27 protein-coding genes and 1 pseudogene are annotated in these 20,690 nt (G+C 63.2%); 13 read left to right on the top strand and 15 right to left on the bottom strand.

Features of this window, described 5'->3' with window-relative positions; all coding sequences use genetic code 11:
* Nucleotides 1-130: 130 nt before the first annotated feature.
* Entirely contained in the window at nucleotides 131-1,651 is a 1,521-nt protein-coding gene (locus ABCW43_RS06280; RefSeq protein WP_345922587.1) for an ABC-F family ATP-binding cassette domain-containing protein, read from the bottom strand.
* 417 nt (nucleotides 1,652-2,068) lie between these two features.
* Here ABCW43_RS06280 and ABCW43_RS06275 point away from each other — a divergent pair, with 417 nt between their 5' ends.
* Nucleotides 2,069-2,374 (top strand): alkylphosphonate utilization protein, encoded by a 306-nt coding sequence (locus ABCW43_RS06275; RefSeq protein WP_345922586.1) that lies wholly within the window; start codon nucleotides 2,069-2,071, stop codon nucleotides 2,372-2,374.
* 292 nt (nucleotides 2,375-2,666) lie between these two features.
* Here ABCW43_RS06275 and ABCW43_RS06270 read toward each other — a convergent pair whose 3' ends face one another.
* Complete coding sequence (locus ABCW43_RS06270; protein WP_345922585.1) at nucleotides 2,667-4,241, bottom strand: helicase HerA-like C-terminal domain-containing protein; 1,575 nt, start codon at nucleotides 4,239-4,241, stop codon at nucleotides 2,667-2,669.
* Between the two features lie 333 nt (nucleotides 4,242-4,574).
* On the opposite strand from ABCW43_RS06270, the pseudogene ABCW43_RS06265 reads away from it, so the two are divergent.
* From ABCW43_RS06265 to ABCW43_RS06250, 4 genes and pseudogenes are all read left to right on the top strand, one after another.
* Nucleotides 4,575-4,763, top strand: a pseudogene (locus ABCW43_RS06265) (ribonuclease); the annotation flags it as partial.
* Nucleotides 4,764-4,853: 90 nt separating this feature from the next.
* The gene (locus ABCW43_RS06260; RefSeq protein ID WP_007764435.1) at nucleotides 4,854-5,243 is read left to right on the top strand and encodes a hypothetical protein; all 390 of its coding nucleotides are present in this window, start codon (nucleotides 4,854-4,856) and stop codon (nucleotides 5,241-5,243) included.
* Nucleotides 5,244-5,417: 174 nt separating this feature from the next.
* Nucleotides 5,418-5,702, top strand: coding sequence for an acylphosphatase (locus ABCW43_RS06255; RefSeq protein WP_345922583.1), 285 nt, complete (start codon nucleotides 5,418-5,420; stop codon nucleotides 5,700-5,702).
* Nucleotides 5,703-6,024: 322 nt separating this feature from the next.
* The gene (locus ABCW43_RS06250; RefSeq protein ID WP_345922582.1) at nucleotides 6,025-7,068 is read left to right on the top strand and encodes a magnesium transporter CorA family protein; all 1,044 of its coding nucleotides are present in this window, start codon (nucleotides 6,025-6,027) and stop codon (nucleotides 7,066-7,068) included.
* A 36-nt stretch (nucleotides 7,069-7,104) separates the two neighbouring features.
* Here the strand turns inward: ABCW43_RS06250 and ABCW43_RS06245 are convergent, their stop codons facing one another.
* The 4 genes from ABCW43_RS06245 to ABCW43_RS06230 all read right to left on the bottom strand — a co-directional run bounded on the left by ABCW43_RS06245 (nucleotide 7,105) and on the right by ABCW43_RS06230 (nucleotide 10,541).
* Entirely contained in the window at nucleotides 7,105-7,281 is a 177-nt protein-coding gene (locus ABCW43_RS06245; protein WP_345922581.1) for a hypothetical protein, read from the bottom strand.
* A gap of 70 nt (nucleotides 7,282-7,351) precedes the next feature.
* Nucleotides 7,352-8,179 carry an aldo/keto reductase gene (locus ABCW43_RS06240; RefSeq protein WP_345922580.1) on the bottom strand — a complete coding sequence of 276 codons (828 nt, stop codon included), beginning with the start codon at nucleotides 8,177-8,179 and terminating at the stop codon, nucleotides 7,352-7,354.
* A gap of 103 nt (nucleotides 8,180-8,282) precedes the next feature.
* The gene (locus ABCW43_RS06235) at nucleotides 8,283-9,320 is read right to left on the bottom strand and encodes an aldo/keto reductase (RefSeq protein WP_345922579.1); all 1,038 of its coding nucleotides are present in this window, start codon (nucleotides 9,318-9,320) and stop codon (nucleotides 8,283-8,285) included.
* A gap of 24 nt (nucleotides 9,321-9,344) precedes the next feature.
* Nucleotides 9,345-10,541 (bottom strand): MFS transporter, encoded by a 1,197-nt coding sequence (locus ABCW43_RS06230; protein ID WP_345922578.1) that lies wholly within the window; start codon nucleotides 10,539-10,541, stop codon nucleotides 9,345-9,347.
* Between the two features lie 460 nt (nucleotides 10,542-11,001).
* On the opposite strand from ABCW43_RS06230, the gene ABCW43_RS06225 reads away from it, so the two are divergent.
* Both ABCW43_RS06225 and ABCW43_RS06220 read left to right on the top strand, forming a co-directional pair.
* Nucleotides 11,002-11,895, top strand: coding sequence for a LysR family transcriptional regulator (locus ABCW43_RS06225; RefSeq protein ID WP_345922577.1), 894 nt, complete (start codon nucleotides 11,002-11,004; stop codon nucleotides 11,893-11,895).
* A 110-nt stretch (nucleotides 11,896-12,005) separates the two neighbouring features.
* On the top strand, nucleotides 12,006-12,341 hold the full coding sequence (locus ABCW43_RS06220) for a hypothetical protein (RefSeq protein WP_345922576.1): 336 nt from the start codon (nucleotides 12,006-12,008) through the stop codon (nucleotides 12,339-12,341).
* 29 nt (nucleotides 12,342-12,370) lie between these two features.
* Here the strand turns inward: ABCW43_RS06220 and ABCW43_RS06215 are convergent, their stop codons facing one another.
* On the bottom strand, nucleotides 12,371-13,030 hold the full coding sequence (locus ABCW43_RS06215; protein ID WP_345922575.1) for a glutathione S-transferase family protein: 660 nt from the start codon (nucleotides 13,028-13,030) through the stop codon (nucleotides 12,371-12,373).
* 141 nt (nucleotides 13,031-13,171) lie between these two features.
* The gene (locus ABCW43_RS06210) at nucleotides 13,172-13,903 is read right to left on the bottom strand and encodes a gamma-glutamylcyclotransferase (protein ID WP_345922574.1); all 732 of its coding nucleotides are present in this window, start codon (nucleotides 13,901-13,903) and stop codon (nucleotides 13,172-13,174) included.
* 261 nt (nucleotides 13,904-14,164) lie between these two features.
* Here ABCW43_RS06210 and ABCW43_RS06205 point away from each other — a divergent pair, with 261 nt between their 5' ends.
* On the top strand, nucleotides 14,165-14,311 hold the full coding sequence (locus tag ABCW43_RS06205; RefSeq protein ID WP_210011060.1) for a hypothetical protein: 147 nt from the start codon (nucleotides 14,165-14,167) through the stop codon (nucleotides 14,309-14,311).
* Between the two features lie 9 nt (nucleotides 14,312-14,320).
* Here the strand turns inward: ABCW43_RS06205 and tam are convergent, their stop codons facing one another.
* Complete coding sequence (tam, locus tag ABCW43_RS06200) at nucleotides 14,321-15,091, bottom strand: trans-aconitate 2-methyltransferase (RefSeq protein WP_345922573.1); 771 nt, start codon at nucleotides 15,089-15,091, stop codon at nucleotides 14,321-14,323.
* A gap of 182 nt (nucleotides 15,092-15,273) precedes the next feature.
* Here tam and ABCW43_RS06195 point away from each other — a divergent pair, with 182 nt between their 5' ends.
* Entirely contained in the window at nucleotides 15,274-16,158 is an 885-nt protein-coding gene (locus ABCW43_RS06195; protein WP_345922572.1) for a branched-chain amino acid aminotransferase, read from the top strand.
* 107 nt (nucleotides 16,159-16,265) lie between these two features.
* On the opposite strand, the gene ABCW43_RS28805 is transcribed toward ABCW43_RS06195, so the two are convergent.
* The 6 genes from ABCW43_RS28805 to ABCW43_RS06170 form a co-directional block, all read right to left on the bottom strand.
* Nucleotides 16,266-16,511 (bottom strand): type II toxin-antitoxin system RelE/ParE family toxin, encoded by a 246-nt coding sequence (locus ABCW43_RS28805; protein WP_445738900.1) that lies wholly within the window; start codon nucleotides 16,509-16,511, stop codon nucleotides 16,266-16,268.
* Nucleotides 16,508-16,792 (bottom strand): ribbon-helix-helix domain-containing protein, encoded by a 285-nt coding sequence (locus tag ABCW43_RS06190; RefSeq protein ID WP_345922571.1) that lies wholly within the window; start codon nucleotides 16,790-16,792, stop codon nucleotides 16,508-16,510. Before ABCW43_RS06190 ends, ABCW43_RS28805 begins: the two co-directional genes overlap by 4 nt.
* A 29-nt stretch (nucleotides 16,793-16,821) precedes the next feature.
* Nucleotides 16,822-17,094, bottom strand: coding sequence for a type II toxin-antitoxin system RelE/ParE family toxin (locus ABCW43_RS06185; RefSeq protein ID WP_345922570.1), 273 nt, complete (start codon nucleotides 17,092-17,094; stop codon nucleotides 16,822-16,824).
* 7 nt (nucleotides 17,095-17,101) lie between these two features.
* Complete coding sequence (locus tag ABCW43_RS06180; protein WP_345922569.1) at nucleotides 17,102-17,338, bottom strand: CopG family ribbon-helix-helix protein; 237 nt, start codon at nucleotides 17,336-17,338, stop codon at nucleotides 17,102-17,104.
* A 58-nt stretch (nucleotides 17,339-17,396) separates the two neighbouring features.
* Nucleotides 17,397-18,143 carry a sulfite exporter TauE/SafE family protein gene (locus tag ABCW43_RS06175; RefSeq protein ID WP_345922568.1) on the bottom strand — a complete coding sequence of 249 codons (747 nt, stop codon included), beginning with the start codon at nucleotides 18,141-18,143 and terminating at the stop codon, nucleotides 17,397-17,399.
* 163 nt (nucleotides 18,144-18,306) lie between these two features.
* On the bottom strand, nucleotides 18,307-18,630 hold the full coding sequence (locus ABCW43_RS06170; protein ID WP_345922567.1) for a hypothetical protein: 324 nt from the start codon (nucleotides 18,628-18,630) through the stop codon (nucleotides 18,307-18,309).
* A gap of 174 nt (nucleotides 18,631-18,804) precedes the next feature.
* Here ABCW43_RS06170 and ABCW43_RS06165 point away from each other — a divergent pair, with 174 nt between their 5' ends.
* The 4 genes from ABCW43_RS06165 to ABCW43_RS06150 all read left to right on the top strand — a co-directional run bounded on the left by ABCW43_RS06165 (nucleotide 18,805) and on the right by ABCW43_RS06150 (nucleotide 20,679).
* Nucleotides 18,805-19,407 carry a superoxide dismutase gene (locus ABCW43_RS06165; RefSeq protein ID WP_345922566.1) on the top strand — a complete coding sequence of 201 codons (603 nt, stop codon included), beginning with the start codon at nucleotides 18,805-18,807 and terminating at the stop codon, nucleotides 19,405-19,407.
* A 137-nt stretch (nucleotides 19,408-19,544) separates the two neighbouring features.
* The gene (locus ABCW43_RS06160; protein WP_345922565.1) at nucleotides 19,545-19,889 is read left to right on the top strand and encodes a nuclear transport factor 2 family protein; all 345 of its coding nucleotides are present in this window, start codon (nucleotides 19,545-19,547) and stop codon (nucleotides 19,887-19,889) included.
* Between the two features lie 80 nt (nucleotides 19,890-19,969).
* Entirely contained in the window at nucleotides 19,970-20,236 is a 267-nt protein-coding gene (locus ABCW43_RS06155; RefSeq protein WP_345922564.1) for a type II toxin-antitoxin system Phd/YefM family antitoxin, read from the top strand.
* Nucleotides 20,233-20,679, top strand: a complete 447-nt coding sequence (locus ABCW43_RS06150) for a type II toxin-antitoxin system VapC family toxin (RefSeq protein WP_345922563.1) — start codon at nucleotides 20,233-20,235, stop codon at nucleotides 20,677-20,679. The genes ABCW43_RS06155 and ABCW43_RS06150 overlap by 4 nt, the downstream gene beginning before the upstream one ends.
* The last annotated feature ends 11 nt before the right edge of the window (nucleotides 20,680-20,690 follow it).

Below are 20,690 nucleotides of genomic sequence, written 5' to 3'. Positions count from 1 at the left end.
CATGACGCCGGAGGAAATCGCCTGTAAAACTCTGTCGCAATATCGGAGCCGGAGATCCCGTTATTGCAGGAGCTTTTGCGACAGCTCGGCGCGGGGAAGCCGCAAGGACGCGCAGGCTTCCCCGCGATCGTCAGCCGCGGCTCGCCGCGAAAAACTCGTCCGGCCCCTCGACCTCGACCAGCTTCTTTCTGTCGATCACCCAGAAACGTGTGCCGACGGCGCGCACGAAACTGCGGTCGTGGGAAACCAGCAGGCAGCTGGCCTGATGCGCCATCAGCTCGCCTTCGAGCGCTTCCTGCCCGTCGATGTCGAGATGGTTGGTCGGTTCGTCGAGCAGGTAGAAATTCGGCTCGCGCAGCCGCAGCGCCAGGAGGCCGAGCCGCGCCTTCTGTCCGCCCGAAAGCTCTCCGACCGGCCTTGCCTGCATCTCCACCGTAATGCCGATACCGGCCAGCAGCGAGCGGGCCCTCTGGTCGCCGATGTCGAAGCGGTGGATGATCGTTCCGTGCGGCGTCTGCCGGTCGTCGAGATCGGTGAGCGACTGGTCGCCGTAACCGAGGATCAGCGTCGGCGTCGCCCTGATGCCGGTGACCGTCACGGAAGGCTCGGTGATCGCCTGGCGCAGCATAGTCACCAGCCGCGTCTTGCCGGTGCCGTTGCGGCCGAGCAGCACGATCCGGTCACCCTGGCAGATGAACTGCTTGCCGGTCCTGAACAGGATTGTGCCGTCCGGCGTCGTCACCGCCGCATCCTCCAGCGTCACCAGCACCTTGGCATGGGTACCCCGATTGGCGAGGCGGATGGCGCCGGCCGAGCGTTCCAGATGCGCCGGCCTTGCCGCGTCCTCCAGCTTTTCGGCCCGCTCCTTCAGCTGCCTGGTCTTGACCACGAGCAGGTCGCTGCCCGAATTGATGCCGATATTCTTGAGCTTGGCCGCCTGCCGGCGCAGCTGGTCGGCCGTCTTCATGTCCCGCTCGTAACGCTTCGCATCCGCCGCGTCCGCCTCATCCAGCGCCATCCGTGCCCGGCTGTAAGGTAAGGAAAAACCTTGAGAATTCTCCGGCCGCAGAAAAAGCGTGCGGTTGGTGACGGCGTCGAGAAACGCGCGGTCGTGGCTCGACAGGATCACCGGCGTGTCGCGGGGCAGGGCGTTCAGCCAGTCTTCCAGAAGTGCGATCTTGGCAAGGTCGAGATGGTTGGTCGGCTCATCGAGCAAAAGCACATCCGGCTCCGTCACCCAGGCCCGGGCGATCAGCGCCAGTCTTTGCCAGCCGCCGCTCAGCGCGGAAAGCGGCCGCTCGCGCAACTCCTCCGGCACCTCCATCCCTTCGAGCGCCACGTCGGCGCGCCAGCTTTCGCTCTCGACCTGGTCCGCCGGCAGCGCCTTCAGCACCGCATCGCGGAAGGTCGCTGGCATCAGGGCAGGGGGCACGTTCTGCTCCACCATGCCGATCGCCAGCCCGCGGCTTCGGGTGATCTCGCCCTCGGTCGCGTCAAGCGTGCCGGCTATGCATTTCAGGAGCGTGGATTTGCCGCGCCCGTTGGCGGCGACGATGCCGATCCGGTCGCCGGCATTGACGGTGAGGTTAAGCCCGGAAAACAGCGGGCTGGACAGGGTAATTCCAAGATTGCGGAGGTTGATGAGGCTCATTGTCGTTCTCTGGTCTTGGCCGCAGGCGCAGGGCATCGATGGCGCTCGGGCCATGATCGATGCAGTCGCTTGCAGCATGTGAAAATCGCGAACACGCACGAGCGAAAAACTCGGCGCTGCGGCCACCAAGGGCAGACCAGGAAGGGGAAGCTTTGAGAGAAACGGCCTCTGGTCAGCCCTGCAAATGCGTTTGCAGGGCGTCGACGGGGCCATGTGTCCGGTGGTACCGGAAATAGAAATTGTGCACGTGACCCTCCTTTCTCTTGAAAAGCACGTCAGAGAAATACCATTGCCCTCAAGCGAATGCAACGGGACGATGTGTGGTCTGCCCTGGCGCCGCAGGCTTGCTCAGGACGGTTCGGCTGGTATAAGCGGCCACGCCGGACCGGCGAATTGTTGATTTCAGGAGAGACGCCGATGGCAGGCGATGACGACGAATACGTTTATGACGAAGCGACCGGCGAGTGGCGCCCGGCTTCGGAGCTGGCCGCGGCCGCAGCCGCGGGTGCCGTCGAGGTACTCGATGCGTCCGGAAACGTGCTGAAGGACGGCGATTCCGTCACCCTCATCAAGGACCTGAAGGTCAAGGGCGCAGGGCAGACCCTGAAGCAGGGCACGGTTATCAAGTCGATCAGGCTGACCGACAACCCCGAAGAGATCGACTGCCGCCACGACGCCATCAAGGGCCTGGTGCTGCGGACGGAGTTTGTGCGCAAGCGGTAAGGAATCGAGGTCGACGTAAAGCCCGATCGGCTTCGTGGCGCGGCGCACCCCCCTCTGCCCTGCCGGGCATCTCCCCCACAAGGGGGGAGATTGGCCAGAGGCCGGCTCTCAACTGCCCATTGGACCGCGTCCGCAATCTATCGCCAAGTCTGCATGTTGATTAGGGCAGGGCCGCAAGCCCCATCCGATCTCCCTCCTTGTGGGGGAGATGCCCGGCAGGGCAGAGGGGGTAGGCCCAGCCGCTCAACGTCTATGATCGTACTCGGTAGCAATCTACCCGTCTGCCCCAAAACTACCGCTTCAAGCTCCCCAAAATCCCCCGCACGATCGCCCGTCCCACCTGCGTCGCAACCGTCCGCGTCACGCTCTTCATCGCCGCTTCGATGATCGTCTCGCGCTGATAGCCGGAGCGGCGCGGCTGGGGCCGGTTGCGATCGTCGTCGTCGTCGTCCTTGCCGCCGAAGCCCGGCAGCGTCCAGCCGGTCGTTTCTCCGGAGCCGGCGGGCGGGGCGGACTGCAGCTCGTCCTGCGCCTTCCTGGCGGCCGCGGCATCGGCGGCCTGCTTGGCGCGGGCGGCGAGGATTTCGAAGGCGGATTCGCGGTCGAGGTCCTCGTCATAGAGGCCGAGTAACGGGCTGCGGTCCATGATCGTCTGCCGCTCCGGATCGGAAAGCGGGCCGATGCGGCCGGAGGGTGGACGCACCAGCGTGCGTTCCACCATCGAAGGCGCGCCCTTGCCTTCGAGCGTCGAGACCAGCGCCTCGCCGGTGCCGAGATTGGTGATCGCGGTGGCGCAGTCGAAATCCGGATTAGGGCGGAACGTGTCGGCAGCCGTCTTCACCGCCTTCTGCTCGCGCGGGGTATAGGCGCGGAGCGCATGCTGCACCCGGTTGCCGAGCTGGGCGAGCACGGTTTCAGGCACGTCGAGCGGGTTCTGGGTAACGAAATAGACGCCGACGCCCTTGGAGCGGATCAGCCGCACCACCTGTTCGACGCGCTCGGTCAGCACCTTCGGCGCGTCGTTGAACAGGAGATGCGCCTCGTCGAAGAAGAATACCAGCTTCGGCTGGGCCGGATCGCCCACTTCCGGCAGCTCCTCGAACAGTTCCGAGAGCAGCCACAGGAGGAAGGTGGCGTAAAGCCTGGGGTTCATCATCAGCTTGTCGGCGGCCAGCACCGAGATCTGCCCGTAGCCGTTGTTCGGGTTGGTGCGCATGATGTCTGAAATCTTCAGCGCCGGTTCGCCGAAGAAATGCTCGGCGCCCTGCTGTTCCAGCACCAGCAGCCCACGCTGGATCGAGGCGACGGACGCCTTCGAGATCAGCCCGAACTGGCTGGAAAGCTCGCTGGCATTCTCCGCCATGTAGTTCAGCAGGGAGGCGAAATCCTTGAGGTCGAGCAGCGGCAGGTTCGCCTTGTCGGCGATCTTGAAGGCGATGTTGATGACGCCTTCCTGCGGCTCGGACGCGTCCATCAGGCGCGACAGCAGGAGCGGGCCCATCTCGGCAATGGTGGTGCGCACCCGGTGGCCCTTTTCGCCGAACAGATCCCAGAAAATCACCGGGAACTGTTCGAAATCATAGTCCGCAAAGCCGATCTGCTCGGCACGCTTGAGGAGGAAATCCTTCGACTCTCCCTTCATGGCGATGCCGGAGAGATCCCCCTTGATGTCGGCGGCGAACACGGGCACGCCGGCCTTGGAAAAACCCTCGGCGAGCACCTGCAGGGTCACCGTCTTGCCGGTGCCGGTAGCGCCGGTGACGAGACCGTGGCGGTTACCGAACTTCAATTCGAGATATTCAGATTTGTTGAGCGAATCGTCCGGCTTGCGGCTGCCGCCGATGAAGAGCTTTCCCGTATCGTCCATGCAACTATGCGCTCCCTGACCGCGTTCTCTGCCCATTGCTTATAGGATGTGCGGAGGCGCCGGGCAACGGCAACGAGACTGCTTGAAGCTCGTCCGCGATGGGAAAGCTGGGTAGACATGACGAGCGTCGAAACGGCGGCCGCATTGGAAAGGAACAGGGGCCGCGAGGCGAATGCCCGGAAGAAATAATCCCCGCCCTCGGTCTGAAGGACGTCTTCCGGCGCCTCTGTGGCGATGGAGCGGCATTCTCGGCCGTCGCCTGTGGCTCGCCGCCTCGATTGCAGTTTCCGTCTAACTGGGGGATATTACCGATTGCAACGCCACCCCACCTAAGGCGCGCTCGGCGCGCCGATCTGTTTCATGGTCCGGACATCAACATCGGTCATCATCGTCGGTGCCGGGATCAATGCCGAACTCGAACACCAGGCCGCCCGCGATTCGACCACGGGTAGGCCGAAACCCTTGGGCGCTCGCGGCGCCCACATGGCCGATACCGTGGGCGAGAGTTCCGGCGAAGCATGAAGTCTTGAGATGCTTGACGCTCCCTGTTGGCTTCGGCGAAGACTGTGTGTATTACCTTGACGTGAACGTCAAAACCTTCAGGAGAGATTGATGAACGAACTGGTTTCCCGCGTCGCCGAGAATGTCGGCATTGCCCCTGACGTCGCCGAAAAGGCGATCGGCATGATGCTCGGTTTCCTGCAGCGCGAGGCAGATGACGGCGCGGTCGCCAAGATGATCGAGGCTATCCCGGGCGCTTCCGAACTGGTCGCCAAGTTCAACGGCGAAGGTGCCGGCGGCGGCGGTCTCCTCGGCGGCCTGATGGCAAGCTTCGGCGGCGGCGTCATGGCGCTCGGCCAGCAGCTGATGAGCCAGGGTCTCGGCATGGGCGAAATCACCGGCCTTGCCAAGGAAACCATGGCTGTCGCCCGCGAACACGCCGGCGACGAGGTGGTCGATACCGTCATTGCTTCGGTTCCTGGGCTCAGCCAGTTCGTCTGATCAGCACCTTTCGACACATCAAGCCGCTGGCCGCGAGGCCGGCGGCTTTTTTGTCGAATCCAGGGCGATGAGACCGGCGAGGGGCCAATCGGATATTGTCGGCACCTTGCAGGGCTTGTCCTGGGTTTCGCACTCTCCATGTCAATGAGAGTAGCCCCAAGATGGGAGGTTGCCATGTCCGATGATGACGAGGCCGTCATGGTGCGGATAACGGGAAGGGTACAAGGCGTCGGTTTCCGTGCCTGGACCCGTGAGGAAGCGGAACGGCTGGGTTTGACGGGCTGGGTCCGCAACGAGGGGGATGGTTCCGTCCTTGCTTTGATAACCGGATCACCCGCCGGCATATCGCAAATGATCGAGCGTTTCCGGCATGGCCCGCCCGGCGCGTCGGTTTCCGGCGTGGAGCGACGGCCGACGGCGCTCGCGGAAAAGCCGGTCGATTTCCGTGTCACGAGATGACCGGGTCGATCATTCGGTTTGGCTCTGGGCTGGCCAACCTTCCTCCATCATCCGGTCTCTCCGGAGTGAAGTTAAGCCTTTCCAATTGTTAATCCGGAGGCCCTGCGGCTGCGACAGAAAAGCCATTGACTTTTCGTCCTTTAAGGCACATTTCCAAAGCGAAGTGACGCCCGACCGGGCGCCACTCTTTCAAAGGACAATTGAGATGAACCCCGACAGTCGAAGTTCGACGTCATCATACCGACCCGTTCCTCCGGGGCTCTAGTCCTTCTCGAAAGGATGCGTGCTCCGAAGGGACCGATGGTCCGAAAAAGGAGCCGTCATGCTGCGCATCCATGCCTACGACCTCGATCGTCTTGTTTCCGTCGCCTCCGATGTGCCGGCCGTTGCCGCAGCGCCGGTCGCTACCGATCCGTCGGCACCGGTCACGTCCGCCCCCGCAACTCCTGCAGTCGTCTGGTATGACCTCGTCAGCCCGACGCCCGACGAGGAGCGCATCGTCGGCGAGCGCCTCGGCATCACCGTGCCGACCATGGACGAGATGGAGGATATCGAACTCTCCGCCCGCCTCTACCAGGAGGATGGCGCCGAGTTCATGACCATGACGGTGCTGACCAGGCCCGATGCCGGCACGCCGCGAAAAGTTCCGGTCACCTTCATCGTCAAGGGCCAGGTCCTGGTCACCGTCCGTTATGCCGAGCCGCGCCCCTTCGATGCCTTCATGGCGCGCGCCCGCAAGCCGAACGGCGCGGGCCTGCATTGCGGTTACGGCGAGCTGATCATGACCGGCCTGATCGAGGCGATCATCGACCGCATGGCCGACACGCTGGAACGGCTCGGCACCGAGATCGACCAGATTTCGCAGGAAGTCTTTTCGACCAAGGCCGCCAAGGCCAACAAGAAGACCCGCGACCTGCAGGACCTCATCCGCGAGGTCGGCCAGAAGGGCGAGTTCATCACCGTCGTGCGCGAAAGCCTCGTCAGCGTCTCCAGAGTCGTGGCCTATTACGCAGCCCTCGACGGCGTCGACCGCAAGCTGCCGAAGGAACTGCGCCAGCGCCTGAAACTGCTGCAGCGGGACGCCACCTCGCTCGGCGACCACTCGGCTTTCCTGTCCGGCAAGATCAATTTCCTGCTGGATGCGACGCTGGGACTGATCAATCTCGAGCAGAACCAGATCATCAAGATCTTCTCGGTCGCCTCGGTCGTTTTCCTGCCGCCGACCCTGGTCGCCTCGATCTACGGCATGAACTTCGCCTACCAGCCGGAACTGCAATGGCACTACGGCTATCACGCCGCGATCGCGCTGATGATCTTCTCGATGGCCATGCCCTATCTGTATTTCAAGCGGAGAGGCTGGCTTTGACCAAGGAAGGCCTCCGGATCTTTCCGGCGGCCTTTCTCACCTCCTGGCGAGCCATGCCCTCAGGACGTCGTTAATACGGGACTGCCAGCCCGAACGACCAGGGACGACCGGCGCAGCTGCGAGTTTTTCCGCCCACGGGCTTTCCGTCAAATCCGGCGCGTCATCCTCAATGGCCAGTGAGTTGTGGGCCATAGGCTTTTTGCTCTCGGTCATTGGCTTTCCTCTAGAAACGAAAAATGCGCCGGAGATCCCCGGCGCATCGTGTCGGCTTTGTCGATGAAGGTCAAACATCCCATTCCGGCGCAAGGTGCCCCGGGCTGACGATGCGGCCGGTCGGCTTGGCGAGCGCGTGGATCGCCTGCATTTCCTCTTCCGACAGCGCGAAATCGAACACGTCGAAATTTTCCGGCAGACGGGAAACGGTCGCGGTCTTGGAAAGCGCGATTACGTCCTTCTGCTGGATCGCCCAGCGCAGCGTCACCTGCGCGGCCGTCTTGCCGTGCCTGGAGCCGATATCCTTCAGCACTTCGTCGCCCGGCACCGCGCCGTTCGCCATCAGGTAATAGGCGGTCAGCGACATGCCGTGCCTGGCGACCTCGGCCAGAACCTTGGTCTGGTCGAGATAGGGATGGTATTCCACCTGGTTGGTGGCAAGCGGGGCATCCGAAAGCTTCACCGCCTCGGCGATCAGCGCGGTCGAAAAGTTGGAGACCCCGATATTCCTGACCTTGCCGGCCTTTTTCAACTCGTTCAGCGCGCCCATGCGGTCGGCGAGCGGCATTTCGCTCTGCGGCCAGTGGAGGAGAAGCAGGTCGACATAGTCGGTCTTCAGCTTGGCCAGGCTCTCATCGACCGAGGCGATGAAGGCGGCATGGCCGACGCGATCGACCCAGACCTTGGTGGTGAGAAAGATGTCGGCGCGCGGGATGCGGGACTTGGACAACACGTCGCCGACGGCCGCTTCGTTCTTGTAGATCTGCGCGGTATCCACATGGCGAAAACCGAGCTTCAGGGCTTCCGGCAGCACGCGGGCGACGTCCTCGTCGGGCATGCGGAATGTGCCGAAGCCGAGGGCGGGGATGTTGGCGCCATTGGCGCTGACTGTGAACATATCGAACTCCTGAAGAAAAGCCCGGCAAACGGCCGGGCGGAATGAGGCCCCTATTACATGGACCGATTCGGTGACGGATCAACCACCCGAGTTTTCGGGGGCGTCAGCCGGAGATGGGCGGATTGAGGCGGGCAAAGCCCTCCTGCCGCCGATAGGGGAAATGCGGGTAGGGGGCAGTGACGGCACTGGCCGCATCGAGCCTGCCGATCTGCTCTGCCGTCAGCGACCAGCCGACGGCCCTAAGATTCTGGCGAAGCTGCTCCTCGTTGCGGGCGCCGATGATGACCGAGGAAACGGTCGGCCGGCTGGTCAGCCAGTTGATCGCCACCTGCGGCACGCTCTTGCCGGTTTCGTCAGCCGCCGCCTGCAGCGCATCGACCACCCGGTAAAGCAGTTCGTCCTCCACCGGCGGGCCGAAATCCGCCGTCTCATGCAGCCGGCTGCCTTGCGGGATCGGCTTGCCGCGGCTGATCTTGCCGGTGAGGCGGCCCCAGCCGAGCGGGCTCCAGACCAGTGCGCCGAGCCCCTGGTCCTGGCCGAGCGGCATCAGGTCCCATTCGTAATCGCGGCCGATCAGCGAATAATAGACCTGGTTCGCCACATAGCGGGTCAGCCCATGCCTCTCGGCCGCCGCCAGCGACTTCATGATCTGCCAGCCGGAGAAGTTGGAAACGCCGATATAACGCAGCTTGCCGTCCTTCACGAGCTGGTCGAGCGTCGAGACCACTTCCTCCACCGGCGTCGAGGCATCAAAGGCGTGCAGCTGGAAGATGTCGATATGGTCGGTGCCGAGCCGCTTCAGCGCGGCCTCCACGGAGCGGATCAGGCGGGAGCGCGACGAGCCCCAGTCGTTCGGCCCGTCGCCGGTCGGCAGGCTGGCCTTGGTGGAGATCAGCACCTCGTCGCGCCGGCCCTTGATCGCCTGGCCGAGCACCTCTTCCGAAGCGCCGTTCGAATAGACGTCGGCCGTGTCGAACAGGTTGACGCCGGCCTCCAGGCAGATGTCGACGAGGCGGCGGGCCTCTTCGACATCTGTCGTGCCCCAGTGGCTGAACAGCGGGCCGGAACCGCCGAATGTGCCGGCTCCGAAGCTGAGCACCGGCACCTTGAGGCCGGATTGTCCGAGATTGCGATATTCCATGGTCGTGTTCCTTGGGTGCAAAAATTATTCGGCAGGGGAGGAGAGGGCAGAAGCGCCGCTGATGGCGATCTGGCGCTTGTCCAGCCGGATGGCGAAGAGGGCGACGGCAAGCGCTGCGAGCGGCACCAGGCCGGCGATCAGGGTGACCGAGCCGAGACCCGGGCCATGGTCGATGACCATGCCGCCGAGCCAGGCGCCGATCGCATTGCCGAGATTGAAGGCGGCGATGTTGAACGACGAGGCCAGCCCCTGGCCGGCACCTTCGGCCTTCTGCAGCACCCACATCTGCAGCGGCGAGACAGTGGCGAAGGCTGCGGCGCCGAACAGGCCGATGGCGATGACGGCCAGTATCGGCTGGTGGATCGCTGCGGTCAGGCCCAGAAGCACGACGGACAGCGCGATCAGGCTGGCGACGATGGTCGGCACCAGATGCCGGTCTGCCAGCCAGCCGCCGGCCAGGTTGCCGATCACCAGTCCGCCGCCGAAGACGAGCAGGATCGGCGAGACGGCGGCTTCCGAAAAGCCGGTGACCTCGGTGAGGATCGGAGCGATATAGGTGAACCCCGCAAACACGCCGACCCAGCTCAAGACGGTGATCAAAAGCCCGAGCAGGACCGGGCGGCGGCCGAGCACGGCAAGCGCACCCTGCGAGCTTTCCTCCTGGTCGTCCGCAGCCTTGTCCTTCGGGACGAACAGCGCGATGACGGCGAGCGCCACGACGCCGATCAGGGTGACGGCAAAGAAGGTCGAGCGCCAGCCATAGGCCTGGCCGAGCCAGGTGCCGAACGGCACGCCGAGAATGTTGGCGACGGTGAGGCCGGTGAACATGATGGCGATGGCGGACGCCTTCTTGTTCGGGGCGACGAGGCTGGTGGCGACCACTGAACCGACGCCGAAGAACGAGGCGTGCGCGAATGCGGTGAGCACGCGGGCGGCCATCAGCGTCCAGTAGTCCGGTGCGAGCGCACAGGCGAGATTGCCGACGGTGAACACCACCATCAGGCTCATCAGCAGGGTCTTGCGCGACCATTTGCCGGCGATTGCGCCGAGAATGGGGGCGCCGGCGACGACGCCGAGCGCGTAGCCGGAAATCAGCAGGCCGGCGGCCGAGATCGACACGCCGAGATCGGCGCTGACATCGATCAAGAGGCCCATGATGACGAATTCGGTGACCCCGATGCCGAAGGCACCGGCCGTCAGCGCGTAGAGAGCGAGAGGCATTGGCTTGGTCCTGATCCTTGGGAGGAGGGGATTGAGTTGATGCACCGCAATATCGGCGCGGAGGACTTGCCTGTGTAGCCGCATAAGCGGATAATCATTTGTGAAGTGAAGTCACAGGTGATGACGTCGGTGGAGCAAGACCGCCCCCTCTGGCCTGCCGGCCATCTCCCCTACAGGTGGGGAGATCACAAGCGGCATGATCATCGCGCCTGGGCGATCTTGCAGACGAGGGAAGAGGGCGCGGCATCCATAACCCTCCCCCTTGTGGGGAGGGTGGCCGGCAGGCGGGAGGGGTTTTGATGCGGAGTGAAGACCCCTCCCCAACCCCTCCCCACAAGGGGGAGGGGCTCCACGCGAAGCCGGCGCCCAGCCAATCTCCTCACTTGTGGGGAGATGGCCGGCAGGCCAGAGGGGGCGCCACGGCACAACTGAAATGATCGAAATCTGAAAGCGAGCTCAAATGGACAACCGCGCCGGTGAAATGGAAGTCTTTGCCCTTGCCGCCGAGCTGAAAAGCTTCTCGGCGGCCGGCCGTAAGCTGAAACTCTCCCCGTCCGCCGTCAGCAAGCTGGTCACGCGCCTGGAAGACAGGCTCGGCGCCCGCCTCGTGGTCCGCTCCACCCGCATGCTTCAGCTGACGCCGGAGGGGGAGACCTATCTGGCGCGGGCGCAGCGCATTCTTGCCGAGATCGCCGATACGGAAGAGATGGTCTCCGGCGGCGGCCGGACGCTGCCGCGCGGGCCGCTGTCGATCAACGCTTCGGTCGGCTTCGGCGAGCGTTATGTCCTGCCGCTTACCTGCGAGTTCCAGCAGCTTTTCCCGGATGTGCAGCTCGATATCACCCTCACCGACGATATCGTCGATCTCATCCGCGAGCGGGTCGATATCGCCATCCGCCACGGGCCGATGCGCAATTCGTCGCTGACGGCGCGAAAGCTCGGCGAGAGCCGCCAGGTGGTGATCGCATCGCCGGGCTATCTGGAGCGCCACGGCGTGCCGAAGACGCCGGCCGAGCTCATCGATCACAACTGCATCAATTTCAATTTCCGGCGGGCGGTCGAAGGCTGGCCTTTTCGTGATCCGGAAACCGGCGCCCGGGAGCTGCTGCCGGTTTCCGGAAGCCTGAAGGCGAGCAACGGCTCGATCATCCGGCAGTTCTGCCTGGATCACCTCGGCATCGGCCGGGTCGGGCGTTTCCATGTGGAGCCGGATATCGAGGCCGGCCGCCTCGTACCGGTTCTGGAGGATTTCAACCCGGAGGACATCGAGGAAATCCACGCCGTTTATGCCGGCCACGAGCACCTCGCCCTGCGCATCCGCACCTATATCGACTTCCTCGCGGCGCGACTTTAAGAGACCGTTCTGGTCGTGTTGATCGGCAAACGTGTCTTTCGGGCCACAGTTTCGCCTTGCATTGGTCAATTTTGGCACCCACATCGGCGGGACTAGGAGAATCTAATCCCATGAATGACCAGCTGAATGAAATCATCGCCCGCATCCGGGCGGAGGTGGCTGCCGCTTCGGCCGATCGCTCGCATGTCGCCATGTCGATGGAGGACCTGCTGCTGCTTGTTCAGAACTTTGAAAGCCTGCGTTCAGAGAGGGAGGAACTGCGCCGCAGGGCGGAACTGCATGCCGACGTCATCGAGGCGGTGACGGTTTTCATGGAAGCCTATCGCGACAAGTACAAGAATTACGGCAGCGGCGGTGTGCGTCCGAGCGCGGTCCTGCGCCACGAGGTATGGCGGGTTTATGCCGCGATGCGCGGCCTGCCGATCGCCAATGACAGCATGTTCTGAAGGCTAGGCGCCCACTCCGCCGACCCGTCCTAGTCCCTGTCCGGCGCACCGAGCGGGAAGAACGAGCGATAGGGCCGCGCCTCGTCCACCGCACGCGCAAAAGACGGCCGGGCGAGCAGCCGGCTGCGATAGGCCCGCACATTGGCAAACTGCTCGCCGATCGGGTGCGTCCAGTCCGCGTAGAAGAGGGCAGGCGCCGCGGCGCAATCGGCCAGGCTGAACGCATCGGCCGCCGCCCATTCCCGGCCCGCCATCCGCTCGTCAAGCCAGCCATAGGCGGCGTCCAGCATGCCGCGCGCTTCCGTGACGCCGTATGGATCGCGGTGTTCTTCCGGCCGGATGGCGTTGAACACCACCTTCTGCTGCGGGGTGGAAATGTAGTTGTCGAAGAAACGGTCCATCATCCGCACATCGAGCGCAGCATCCGCGTCGGTGGGGATCAGTTTTACCGGTCCGGGATAATGGACGCCCAGATATTCGATGACGATCGACGATTCGAAGACCCGTTTCTCGCCGTCGAGCAGGACCGGGAAGCGCTTTACCGGCCACATGCTGCAGAGGTCTTCGTAGGCCGAAGGATCCTCCGGCCCGAGCATGCGGGTGTCGAACTCGGTACCGTTCTCATAGAGCGCGGTCAGCACCTTCTGGCAGTAGGACGAGAATGGATGCGAATACAGAACCGGACGCATGATGGCCTCCCATAACCGATTGCGAAGTGAAACTGGTTTATGGATAACCGAGCCGATTGCTTTTTGCAATCGGTTTTGTGGGCTATGGCACAGTCCGGGTCTGCCGAGATCGCCGGGGCGGACACGGCACCGTCTCTCGGCTCATGCCACCACGCCGACCGCTTCCACCTTCTCCCGCACGTGCATCCCCCGGATCTCCTCCGCTACCATTTCCTGCAGCCGCCAGAGATTGCGGTCGTAGATGCCGAATTCGGCGAGATGCACGACGGTATTGTAGAGATATTCGGCACACGATCCCCGATGCCCGCAGGCGCGCGCCAAAACCCTTGCCACCTCGTCGAGCGGCAATAACGGCCGGACGATACGCCTGCTGGTACCGCCCACCCAGAAGGTCAGCGCCCGCACGGTCTCGCCGGCCTGGGTCCGCACCGGCAGCCAGCGGAACGAGGCAAGGCTGTCGCGATGGCTGATCTCGCGGCGCAACGCTTTTTCGATCTGGACGCGCTTGTCGTCGTCGGCAACCTGATAGATCACCCCGTCGCAGCGGCCGCCGCGCGACAGCATCATCATCAGCCCCGGCTGTGCCGGCGAGCCGCGGCCGCGCTCGATCCTGAGCGAAAAGGAGCGATGCCAGCCATAGGCGGCCGCCCGCTGGCAGGCGATGCTGTCGAAGCCCGGTTTCCAGATCAGCGAGCCATAGGCGAACACCCAGAGCGGATCCTCGCCGACTTCCGCCGCCAGGCGATCGGCGATCTGTATGTAGTCGTCGTCGGTCAGCGGCTCCCAGGTGGCGGGCGGGCCGGGATCGGTCTCCTCGCGAAAGCAGAGGTCGACGAGATCCTGGGTGAGCGACAACGTGGATGGTTTCGGCATGGCTTCGAACGGCTTTTCGGCAGGACGAGGAAAGTGGCAAGGCTGAAGAGTGCAAGCGCACCGGAGCCGAGTCAACCTGTTTCCCGGCCCGTTCCCTCCTGTTTTCCGGCTGTTTCGGCGGCCTGGTTCTCCGTTTTGCTGTCTCGGGATCGCCGATTTGCTGCGTTGCCGCACCGACGCCCAGATGTTTTGCTCCAAGGATCACGGAATGTTTCCGTCTGGAAACTTTCTCGATGACTGAAGAGCGGAGTTACTGAACTGATGCGTTGGCTTTTTATCGCGGTGCTGTTGATCCTGGTCGGTTGTGTCCTGAGCATCATCTGGATGAACGATGCCGGCCTCGGCCGGATGGAAGTCACGCAGCCTCAGCCGCAAAACCCGCTGGCTCCGCCGCCGGGTACTCCTTGACGATCTTCTTCAGGCCTTCACCGCGATGATGAAGAACCGCGGGAAGCGCAACAGCACCCGCCCGTCGGCCATTGGCGGATAGGCCTTGGCGATGCGGGCGGTATAATCCGCCGCGAAGGCTTGCCGATGCTCGGGGCCGGCTGCGTCGAGATAGGGCCGAAGCCCGGTCGCCTGGACCCATTCGACGATCGCGGGCGCATCGACAAGCGGGTGGTAATAGACCGTGTGCCAGACATCGACGCGGGCCGATTTCGGCATCAGCCGGTTGAAATAGTCGGCCGGCGGCGGCAGCGTCGCCCGGCGTACTCGGCCGCCTTCGAAGGCCGCCTTCCACGGGCCGGTCGCACCGGTTTCTTCCATCAGCACATGGCTGGGTTCGGAGAGGTTGTCCGGCATCTGTACCGCCAGCACGCCGCCGGGTCTCAGGTGGTCCATCAGCCGGGCGAGCACGGAAATATGGTCCGGCACCCACTGGAACACCGCATTGGCGTAAAGCAGGTCGGCCGGCTCTTCCGGCACCCAGCTGTTGAGATCCGCCTTCAGGAATGTCGTGCCTGGCAGGCGCTTGCGGGCAGCCGTCAGCATGTTGTCGTCACTGTCGAGGCCGGCGACATTGGCCGCTCCGAAACGCTCCGCGATCAGCTCCGTCGAATTGCCTGGCCCACAGCCGAGGTCGTAGGCGCGGGCCACCGAGCCGGGCGGCACCTGCGCCAGAAGATCGCGCGCCGGGCGCGTCCGCTCGTCCTCGAATTTCACATATTGCTCCGCCGACCACGCCATCGCTGTCTTCCTGGGCTGTCTTCCTGGAATGATGCCTCGCTGGAACATGGCACTCCGCCGCGCCGGTCACCATGGTCAAAAATATCAATTTTTGTGATGATCCATTTCATATTATCGCTTGACCTCGGCGGCGGGGCCGGACTTCACTCACCCCGCAATTTTGAAGCGTTAAGGAGACCGCCATGTCCGTCAACACCGCCCCCCGCACCACCACCTGGACCTTCGTGGACGGCGAATGGCTGGAGGGCAATCCGAAGCTGATCGGCCCAACCTCGCATGCCATGTGGCTCGGCTCCACCGTGTTCGACGGCGCCCGTTGGTTCGACGGCATCGCGCCGGACATCGACCTGCATTGCCAGCGCGTCAACCGATCGGCCACGAACATGGGCATGCAGCCGGTGATGCAGGCAGAGGAGATCGAGGCGCTCGCCTGGGAGGGCGTCAAGAAGTTCGACGGCAAGACGGCGATCTACATCAAGCCGATGTACTGGTCCGAACACGGCATGCCCTACAGCGTCGTCACCGCCGATCCGGAATCGACCCGTTTTGCGCTCTGCCTGTTCGAGGCACCGATGCAGACCGCCAAACCCTCGTCGCTGACCGTCTCGCCCTATCGCCGCCCGAACCCGGAAGTGGCGATCACCGGCGCCAAGACCGGCAGCCTTTATCCCAATAGCGGCCGCATGATCATGGAAGCCCGCAGCCGCGGCTTCGACAATGCGCTCGCCCGCGACATGAACGGCAATGTCGCCGAGACCGCCTCCTCGAACATCTTCATGGTCAAGGACGGGGTGATCATGACGCCGATCGCCAACGGCACCTTCCTTGCCGGCATCACCCGCTCGCGCGTCATCGGCCTGCTGCGCCGCGGCGGTTTCGACGTGCGCGAGACGACGCTGACGGTCGCGGATTTCATGGATGCCGACGAGATCTTCACCTCCGGCAACTATTCCAAGATCGTGCCGGTCAACCGCTTCGAGGAACGCCAGCTCCAGGAAGGCCCGGTCGCCCGCAAGGCGCTGGAACTCTACATGGACTGGGCCCGCTCCCCCGGCGACGAGGCCTGAGGCCTTCGGGCGGCGACGGGCGGGGCAGGGGGTAAATTAGAGTTCGTCGTCCTCGATATCGTCCGCGCCGCCGAGGCTTTTGCCCCGATGTAGAATGCGCATGATCGTCACGACGTCTGCATCGATGCGAAAGACGATGCTGGCTTTCCGCTTGAAGCCGACAATACGGATACCGGAGCCGAGCTCGTCATGTCTCGTGCCGCGGGTGGGGAAGGTTTCAAGGCCGCGCAGTGGCCGACGAGTTGGTTGATATACCGCCGTGCAATGGCGCGGCCGGCTTTCGGAGCAATATAATCATAGAGTTCGGTCAGGTCGGCATCCGCTGCCGGATCGAAAACGACCCGATATCTCATTCGGGGAGGCGGGTGTCTTTGTCGCGCGCATCCATATGCGCATTGATGCGCCGACGGACTTCGCTGATCGGAATTGCCTTGGAAGGATCATGCGCCGTGATGGTCGGCACGACCTCGTCTCGCAGCCAGCTCTCTATTCCCGCATCATGGTCCGCCAGATACCGCAATCCTTCGGCGACCACCTCACTCTCGTCGGCAAATTCGCCGGACGCGACCTTCTTCTGGACGAACTCGGCCATGTCGTCCGGCAGGGAGATGGTAATCGATCGGTTCGGGCGCATAGGTCGGTTCCTGTTCGCGGGCAAGCCTATCACAATCGGGCAAGGCGCGCTATTTCGCTCTCACACTCCTGATTTTCCGTCACGCGATAGGCGACGACGTAAGGCGTGCTGACGATCACCAGCTCGCGCGTGCCACCGATTTCACCGTGGCGCCCGATAAAGGGATTGTCCGATAGCAGCCGAGCAGTCTTCGAGTGAATCTCGTGCATAACGCGGGCTGCCGCACGCGGGTTACGCTCGCCGATATAATCTCCGATGCTTGCCAATTCTCGCAGATATCGCCGCGTGAAAACGATCCGCACGGAAGGCTCAGGCTGGCCCGTATTTGGTCAACACGGCAGCGATTTCCGCCTCCGTCGCGAAATCACCGTTGTCGGCGTCGGCAAGTCCGGCCTCGACGCCGGCGATCCACTTTTCCTGCCAGGCGAGCGATCGACCGTGAGCCCGCGCGTCTTCGATGATCTGCCCGCGCGTCAGCCTGGAGCGGGCCGCGAGCTGATCCACACGGCGGCTGAGGTCCTCGGAGATTTCGGCGTCGTCCTTCATCAGGCAAGTCTGCCATATTCTGCGTGCGGCCGCCAGTCTGGCCCGTCCTATGCCTCCTTCACACAAGCCGGACCGCAGCCGTGCCGATGATGATCATCGAGACGACGATCATCAGGGGTTTGACCGGCAGGTGCCGGACGATGAAGGCACCGATCGGCGCCGCCAGGACACCGCCGAGGATCAGGCCGAGGGCGGAGGAAAGTTCCGACCAGCCGAGCGTGACGATGAAGGTGGCGGAAATCACCGTGGTGACGGCGAATTCGGTCAGGTTGGTGGAGCCGATCACCTTTTTGGCGTCGTGGCCGCGGCCGAGCAGCGAACTGGTGACGATCGGCCCCCATCCGCCGCCGCCCATCGCATCCAGCAACCCGCCCCCGCCGCCCACAAAGGGCACGATCCAGTCGCGCACATCGCGCGGCCATTTCGGGCGGAAGGCCTTGTAGAGGATGAAGAGGCCGATGGCGATCAGGTAGACCGAGACGAAGGGCTCGATCGCCTTGCCGTCGATATTCGACAGGACATAGGCGCCGACCGCTCCGCCGACCATGCCGGCTGGCGCCAACCTGACCACCAGCCGCCAATCGACATTGCGGTTGTAGTGATGCGACAGTCCCGAGGCTGCGGTGGTGAAACACTCGGTCACGTGGGTCATGGCGCTCGCCGCGGCAGGCGCAACACCGATGGCAAGCAGGCTGGTCGTCGTCAGCACCCCGAAAGCCATGCCGAGCGCCCCGTCGACGATCTGTGCGAAGAAGCCTATGGCGACGAAGATCAGGAATTCGGGGGTCAGGAAATCGAAGGACATCAAGCCTCCTCTTGGCCACGGGCATCTGCTTTAAATTCTCCGCCGGGACCAAAGGTTCCCGCGTCACCCGAAGAGCGCCGGCGGAGACGAGGCATCAAATATCGCTGCTGGGGGACATGGCAGTTTCGCTGCCGTGGTCACGGACCCGCGCTGGCGGCGACGTCTATTTCCCCGTCTTCACCATCAGCTTGTCGGCGGAAATCTCGCCGCCGATTTCGGCCTTGCGGGTCTTCTTGTCGAAGGCGCAGATGGTGCTGATCGTCACCTTGACACCGACCGCCTTGCCGGAGACGACGGCGAGCCCGTAGCTCTGGCTGCCGAACGGGTCGACCAGCGCCTTGCCGTTCTCGATCAGCCCCTTGGCGGCGGTGACGCAAGCCTTGGCGACTTCGGCCTGGAAACTGGACCAGGCGTCGTCGGAGGAGGCGTGCGCGACGGTGACGCTGGATGCAATGAGGGCTGCGACAAGAGCAGAGGTGATCTTCATCGAACGGGCTCCGAATCGGTGATCTGGCCCATTTCTTGTATCTTGAAATTTCAACAAGTTCTTGACGCGATTGGCTTGATTTTTGGCAAAGTTACCGTTGCCTCTTGGCCCCCGCGCTCCTATGTTCCCGCACGACGCTTTACCTACGGTGTGTGCCGAACAAGGAGTAGACCAATGGCTTTCGAACTTCCCGAACTCCCCTACGACTACGAAGCCCTTTCGCCCTTCATGTCGAAAGAGACGCTCGAATTCCACCACGACAAGCACCACAAGGCTTATGTCGACAACGGCAACAAGCTCGCTGCCGAAGCCGGCCTGGCCGATCTGTCCGTGGAGGACGTCGTCAAGAAATCCTTCGGCACCAATCAGGGCCTCTTCAACAACGCCGCCCAGCACTACAACCACGTCCATTTCTGGAAGTGGATGAAGAAGGGCGGCGGCGGCAACAAGCTGCCGGGCAAGCTCGAAGCAGCAATCACGTCCGACCTCGGCGGCTACGACAAGTTCAAGGCCGATTTCATCGCCGCCGGCACGACCCAGTTCGGTTCCGGCTGGGCCTGGCTCTCCGTCAAGGACGGCAAGCTCGCCATCTCCAAGACCCCGAACGGCGAAAACCCGCTGGTTCACGGTGCCGACCCGATCCTCGGCGTCGATGTCTGGGAGCATTCCTATTACATCGATTACCGCAATGCCCGCCCGAAATACCTCGAAGCCTTCGTCGACAGCCTGATCAACTGGGACTACGTCCTCGAGCGCTACGAAGCCGCCACGAAGTAATCGAACGGCTTGATCGTCGGTCTTTTCGAGAACACCCGGTGTCGCAAGGCGCCGGGTGTTTTTCGTTTTTGAACTCCGTCGTCGGGACGGAAGGCAGGGGGAAGCAGGTTATGGATGAGCAACCGATTGAGATTGTCATGGCAGAGCTCGCCGCCCGCGAGCCGATCTTCCATCGCCGCGAATTCGGCACCAGCCGCGAGGCGCTGGAGGCGATGACCGAAGAGACGTTCTGGGAGATCGGCGCGAGCGGCCGGGTCTATGGCCGGGATGTTGTCATCGCCAATCTTCTGGAGCGATACCGCCAGCCGGAACCGCATGGCTGGCCCTGCCGGGATTTCACCATCAGCCGCCTCGCCGACAATCTCTACCATCTGTCGTATATCCTGGAGGAGCGCGACCGCCTCAGCCGGCGCTCCACGTTCTGGAGGAACACTGCGACCGGCTGGAAGATCGTCTTTCACCAGGGAACGGTGATTGCTTGAATGGGGGCCTGGTTCAGGCCCACTTGATTTTCCTGTACGATGATCCAAAATAGTCACAAGTGACCATTTTGGAGGCTGAGTTGGCGGAAATCAGTTTGAAAAATGCCAAGGCGGGCTTTTCCAGTATCGTCGACCAGGCTGCCGCGGGCGAATTCGTGACGATTACCCGGCACGGCAAGCCGGCAGCCGTGATCGTCAGCGTCGAGGCCGCGGAGGTGGCAAGGAAGGCGCTGCGGAAGGAGCGTCCCAGCTTTGTCCGGTATCTCAGGAGTTTTCCGGCTGATATCGACATCGATGACGACGTTTTCGCCAGAAATCCCGCACCGAGCCGTGAGGCCGACCTGTGACGGGGTTTCTTCTCGATACCAATGCCGTTTCGATGTTTTCACCCTCCAAGGCCGGCACCTCTTCGGCTTTTGCCGGTTGGGTCGAGGAGCAGGAAAAGCTTGAGACGATCTACCTGTCCGCAGTGACCATCCATGAGATCGAAAAGGGCATTCGATTGTTGGAAGGCAGGGGCGCGACCTCGAAGGCGACACTCATCGAGCTTTTTCTGCAGGGGCTGATTGCAGGATATGGTGACCGCATCCTGCCGATCGATGCCGAGACGGCGCTGGAATCCGGCAGGTTGGAAGCCCGGGCCATGTCCGCCGGTCATAGTCCCGGCATGGCGGAGGCCATGATCGCCGGAACCGCGAGCCTTCGCGGGCTGACGATCATCACCCATAACCTCAAGCACTTCCTCCCTTTCGGGGTGGCGGTAAAGTCACCCGACGAATTGTTGCTCTGATGTTTCAAATG

Origin of the sequence: Neorhizobium tunisiense, from assembly GCF_039631515.1 — a bacterium.
Classification (GTDB): domain Bacteria; phylum Pseudomonadota; class Alphaproteobacteria; order Rhizobiales; family Rhizobiaceae; genus Neorhizobium.
The sequence above is the reverse complement of the archived record's forward strand: the minus strand, read 5'-3'. Positions and strand labels throughout refer to the sequence as shown.

Bases quoted from the DNA above. Each gene is read 5' to 3' on its own strand.
- ABCW43_RS06280 (WP_345922587.1), bottom strand. From the start codon at position 1,651: ATGAGCCTCATCAACCTCCGCAATCTTGGAATTACCCTGTCCAGCCCG.
- ABCW43_RS06275 (WP_345922586.1), top strand. From the start codon at position 2,069: ATGGCAGGCGATGACGACGAATACGTTTATGACGAAGCGACCGGCGAG.
- ABCW43_RS06270 (WP_345922585.1), bottom strand. From the start codon at position 4,241: ATGGACGATACGGGAAAGCTCTTCATCGGCGGCAGCCGCAAGCCGGAC.
- ABCW43_RS06260 (WP_007764435.1), top strand. From the start codon at position 4,854: ATGAACGAACTGGTTTCCCGCGTCGCCGAGAATGTCGGCATTGCCCCT.
- ABCW43_RS06255 (WP_345922583.1), top strand. From the start codon at position 5,418: ATGTCCGATGATGACGAGGCCGTCATGGTGCGGATAACGGGAAGGGTA.
- ABCW43_RS06250 (WP_345922582.1), top strand. From the start codon at position 6,025: ATGCTGCGCATCCATGCCTACGACCTCGATCGTCTTGTTTCCGTCGCC.
- ABCW43_RS06245 (WP_345922581.1), bottom strand. From the start codon at position 7,281: ATGACCGAGAGCAAAAAGCCTATGGCCCACAACTCACTGGCCATTGAG.
- ABCW43_RS06240 (WP_345922580.1), bottom strand. From the start codon at position 8,179: ATGTTCACAGTCAGCGCCAATGGCGCCAACATCCCCGCCCTCGGCTTC.
- ABCW43_RS06235 (WP_345922579.1), bottom strand. From the start codon at position 9,320: ATGGAATATCGCAATCTCGGACAATCCGGCCTCAAGGTGCCGGTGCTC.
- ABCW43_RS06230 (WP_345922578.1), bottom strand. From the start codon at position 10,541: ATGCCTCTCGCTCTCTACGCGCTGACGGCCGGTGCCTTCGGCATCGGG.
- ABCW43_RS06225 (WP_345922577.1), top strand. From the start codon at position 11,002: ATGGACAACCGCGCCGGTGAAATGGAAGTCTTTGCCCTTGCCGCCGAG.
- ABCW43_RS06220 (WP_345922576.1), top strand. From the start codon at position 12,006: ATGAATGACCAGCTGAATGAAATCATCGCCCGCATCCGGGCGGAGGTG.
- ABCW43_RS06215 (WP_345922575.1), bottom strand. From the start codon at position 13,030: ATGCGTCCGGTTCTGTATTCGCATCCATTCTCGTCCTACTGCCAGAAG.
- ABCW43_RS06210 (WP_345922574.1), bottom strand. From the start codon at position 13,903: ATGCCGAAACCATCCACGTTGTCGCTCACCCAGGATCTCGTCGACCTC.
- ABCW43_RS06205 (WP_210011060.1), top strand. From the start codon at position 14,165: ATGCGTTGGCTTTTTATCGCGGTGCTGTTGATCCTGGTCGGTTGTGTC.
- tam (WP_345922573.1), bottom strand. From the start codon at position 15,091: ATGGCGTGGTCGGCGGAGCAATATGTGAAATTCGAGGACGAGCGGACG.
- ABCW43_RS06195 (WP_345922572.1), top strand. From the start codon at position 15,274: ATGTCCGTCAACACCGCCCCCCGCACCACCACCTGGACCTTCGTGGAC.
- ABCW43_RS28805 (WP_445738900.1), bottom strand. From the start codon at position 16,511: ATGAGATATCGGGTCGTTTTCGATCCGGCAGCGGATGCCGACCTGACC.
- ABCW43_RS06190 (WP_345922571.1), bottom strand. From the start codon at position 16,792: ATGCGCCCGAACCGATCGATTACCATCTCCCTGCCGGACGACATGGCC.
- ABCW43_RS06180 (WP_345922569.1), bottom strand. From the start codon at position 17,338: ATGAAGGACGACGCCGAAATCTCCGAGGACCTCAGCCGCCGTGTGGAT.
- ABCW43_RS06175 (WP_345922568.1), bottom strand. From the start codon at position 18,143: ATGTCCTTCGATTTCCTGACCCCCGAATTCCTGATCTTCGTCGCCATA.
- ABCW43_RS06170 (WP_345922567.1), bottom strand. From the start codon at position 18,630: ATGAAGATCACCTCTGCTCTTGTCGCAGCCCTCATTGCATCCAGCGTC.
- ABCW43_RS06165 (WP_345922566.1), top strand. From the start codon at position 18,805: ATGGCTTTCGAACTTCCCGAACTCCCCTACGACTACGAAGCCCTTTCG.
- ABCW43_RS06160 (WP_345922565.1), top strand. From the start codon at position 19,545: ATGGCAGAGCTCGCCGCCCGCGAGCCGATCTTCCATCGCCGCGAATTC.